This window comes from Streptomyces beijiangensis (genome assembly GCF_017315755.1).
GTDB classification, from domain to species: domain Bacteria; phylum Actinomycetota; class Actinomycetes; order Streptomycetales; family Streptomycetaceae; genus Streptomyces; species Streptomyces beijiangensis.
In genome coordinates this window covers 1-2,944 of record NZ_JAFLRJ010000280.1, presented here as the reverse complement: position 1 = coordinate 2,944, position 2,944 = coordinate 1, and the positions used below count along the sequence as shown (strand labels likewise).

The following is a 2,944-nucleotide window of genomic DNA, read 5'->3' as shown; positions in this document are numbered from 1 at the left end:
GGCCTTGCGGGGGTCGGTGCGGGCGGCCAATCGGGAAGGGCGGCTTCCGTGAGCGAGGTCTATGGGTCGTATCGGAAGAAAAGTGGTCGAGAGCGAGAGGGTTGTACATTGGGAACGGTAGAAACGCCGCCGGGATGTACAGAGTGGAGGTCTGGGATGTCCCTGACGCACATCGACATCGACGACGAGGCGCTTGAGACAGCGAAGCAGCTGGGCGGACACCGGACGAAGACGGCTGCGGTCGCCGCGGCGCTGGAGGAGTACAACGCGCGGCGGCGTCGCGAAGACGCAGCCCGGAAGTACTTCGAGCTGGCCCAGGACTGGGACTTCGAGGCGGCGCAGGCAGTCCATCGGGCCGAGAAAGAGGCTTCGCGTCAGTGAGCCTCTACTTGCTGGATTCATCCGCCCTCTGGAGGATGCTGCGGGACCCGGCCCTGTACGAGAAGTGGATTCCGGTCATCGCGGACGGGGCTGTCCGGTCCTGCTATCCGCAGCGTGCGGAGTTCCTGCTATCGGCGCGTGACCTCGCCGAGTACGACGTGTACTGCGCAATGTTCGACGATCTGTACGACGATGTCGTCGTCCCCAAAGGGGCGGGCCGTTGGATCAGCGGGCTCCAGCACAGGGCTGCCGAGCGTGGCGCGCACAAGGCTCTGTCAGCTGTCGACCTGCAAATTTGTGCGACCGCAGCTCACCACGGTCTGGTCGTGCTGCACGACGACGCGGACTTTGTCACCGGGGCGCGACTCGCCTCGGAGCTTGAGCAGCGCAGTGTGCTCGACGGGCCGGCGTGAAGCGGGGCCGTTCCCTTGCGCTGCTGGAGTCAGTCGGGCAGGGGCTCGATCGCCGTAGTCACTGATCGACGTCGCAGCCCGTGGGAGAGGAACTCCATCTCGACCAACGTGCCCGACAAACCGGTCTCCTTGAGGCTGGTGGCCATGGCGCGTGCCGTGTTCAGAGGGAGGCCGAGCACCTCCCGCAGGGCTCTCAGGACAGGGACGAGGCCCGCTTCGGTGTCTGTCAGACGGAGCAGGACGGGGCCGTGTTCCGCGAGCAAGGCGTTCCGAATCTCATCGGGCGTCGATCCGCCTGTGTCCTGTTCGCACCATGCGGTGGGGCAGTTCCCGCAGGAAACCTCAGTGCCCCACCACAACTGGTCGCGGTCGATGAACTGGCCGATGTCCCGGGTCGATACGCCGCCGCAGTCGTTGCACCGGGCCGTGAGTTTCACCCCCTGGGTGATCACCGGGCACCTCCATTCGCTTGCCGGATCCCGCTCCGAGGAGTGCACGGACCGGAGGCCACAGGTCTGCGCTGCTACCGGACCCTGGAGACGTACCAAAGAGTCGAGTTCGAGGTCGTCCAGGGGCCGAAGCAACCACAGGCCGCAGCCGTCCGCGTCGTCTGGCGCCACGGCCCCCACCGCCCGTTGGCGGTGGGGGCCGGTCGTGCGGGGGAGTCAGACCCCCGCCGGTTCCTTCTTCGGATTCTGGTCGTCGTGGACCAGTGCCGACGACGGGTCCGCCGCGGGGAGGCCTTCTGCTGCGGCCTCCTCCGCCGTGACGTTGAACTCCGTCAGCATCTGCTGCGTGAAGCCGAAGTAGTACGTGGCGAGGAAGCCCGCGAGGTAGCCCACCAGCAGGCCGCCCGCGTAGATCGCGATCGTGGTGCCCAGGCCGTGGTTGCCCTGGAGCAGGGGGAACAGCGCCCAGCCCGAGGGGCCGATCGCCGTGGAGCCGACCGTGTCGCCGAGCTGGTTGAACAGGCCTACGAATCCGCCGCCGAACGCGCCGCCGATGCAGGCCGTGATGAACGGGCGGCCGAGGGGGAGCGAGACGCCGTAGATCAGGGGCTCGCCCACGCCCAGGAAGCCTGCGGGGAGCGCCGACTTGATGGTCTTGCGGAGGGACTTGTTGCGGGGGAGTCGCAGGTAGACGGCGATCGCCGAGCCGACCTGGCCCGCGCCCGCCATCGCGAGGATGGGGAGCAGGACCGTGTAGCCCTGCTGCTCGATCAGGGTGGTGTGGATGGGGATCAGGGCCTGGTGCAGGCCCAGCATGACCACCGGGAGGAAGAGGCCGCCGAGGATGAAGCCCGCGCCCGCGCCGCCGTGGGCCAGGAGCCAGGTGGCGGAGGTGCCGATGGCGGTGGAGATCTCACCGGCCACGTACATCAGGCCGAAGAGCGTGACCAGGCCGGTCACGAGGACCGTGATCGTGGGGGTGAGGAGGACGTCCAGGGATTCGGGCATCCACTTGCGGCACCACTTCTCGATGTAGACCGCGAGGACCGCGGCTCCGAGTGCGCCGAGGACGCCGCCCTGGCCGGGGGAGAGCTTCTCGCCGAAGGCCGTGACGTTCGCTACGCCGGGGAAGACGATGACCGCCGCCACCGCGCCGCCGAGGATCGGCGTACCGCCGAACTCCTTCGCGGTGTTGTAGCCGACGAAGACCGCGATCAGCGCCATGAAGCCGGAGGCGATCGAGGCGAGGGCGGGGGTGAGGCCCGGGAGCCAGCCCGCGTTGACGAGAAGGCCGTTGATGCCCGCGATGATGCCGCAGCCGATGAGGGCCGGGATCAGCGGGACGAAGATGTTGGCGATCTTGCGGAGGAAGAGCTTGAACGGCGTTGCGTTCTTGGCCTTCTGGGCCGCCTTGATCGCTGCGCCCTGAGCTGCGAGTTCATCGGCGGTGGCCGGTGCGGCGGGAGGGGCCGCCGCCTTGCCCTCCGCCACCAAGGCCTCGAACTCCGGTGTGACCCGGGCGACCGTGCCGGGGCCGAGCACGATCTGGTACGTGTCGTCGACCACCACGCCCATGACCGCGGGCAGTGCCTTCAGCGCCTCTTCCTGGACCAGCGAGGGGTCGGCCAGGTTGAGGCGGAGGCGGGTCATGCAGTGGGCGATGGACGTGACGTTCGCTGCGCCGCCGACGAGGGGGAGGAT

General features: G+C 68.3%; 4 protein-coding genes and 1 pseudogene. 3 read left to right on the top strand and 2 right to left on the bottom strand.

Annotation, left to right across the window (positions count from 1 at the left end; translation table 11 throughout):
- The first annotated feature begins 156 nt into the window (after positions 1–156).
- Complete coding sequence (locus J0695_RS27005) at positions 157–381, top strand: type II toxin-antitoxin system VapB family antitoxin (RefSeq protein WP_206966200.1); 225 nt, start codon at positions 157–159, stop codon at positions 379–381.
- Positions 378–794: a PIN domain-containing protein gene (locus tag J0695_RS27000; RefSeq protein WP_307798775.1), complete on the top strand. Its 417-nt coding sequence runs from the start codon at positions 378–380 to the stop codon at positions 792–794. Before J0695_RS27005 ends, J0695_RS27000 begins: the two co-directional genes overlap by 4 nt.
- A 29-nt stretch (positions 795–823) precedes the next feature.
- On the opposite strand, the gene J0695_RS26995 is transcribed toward J0695_RS27000, so the two are convergent.
- Complete coding sequence (locus J0695_RS26995) at positions 824–1,291, bottom strand: hypothetical protein (protein WP_307798774.1); 468 nt, start codon at positions 1,289–1,291, stop codon at positions 824–826.
- Positions 1,292–1,318: 27 nt separating this feature from the next.
- Here J0695_RS26995 and J0695_RS44185 point away from each other — a divergent pair.
- Positions 1,319–1,402 (top strand): annotated as a pseudogene (locus J0695_RS44185) (cold shock domain-containing protein); the annotation flags it as partial.
- Positions 1,403–1,459: 57 nt separating this feature from the next.
- Here J0695_RS44185 and J0695_RS26985 read toward each other — a convergent pair.
- Positions 1,460–2,944, bottom strand: a 1,485-nt coding sequence (locus tag J0695_RS26985) for a PTS transporter subunit EIIC (protein WP_206966198.1), incomplete at its 5' end; no start/stop codon positions are given.

What these genes read in the sequence shown, in the direction of transcription:
- J0695_RS27005 (WP_206966200.1), top strand. Translation starts at nt 157, where the DNA reads ATGTCCCTGACGCACATCGACATCGACGACGAGGCGCTTGAGACAGCG.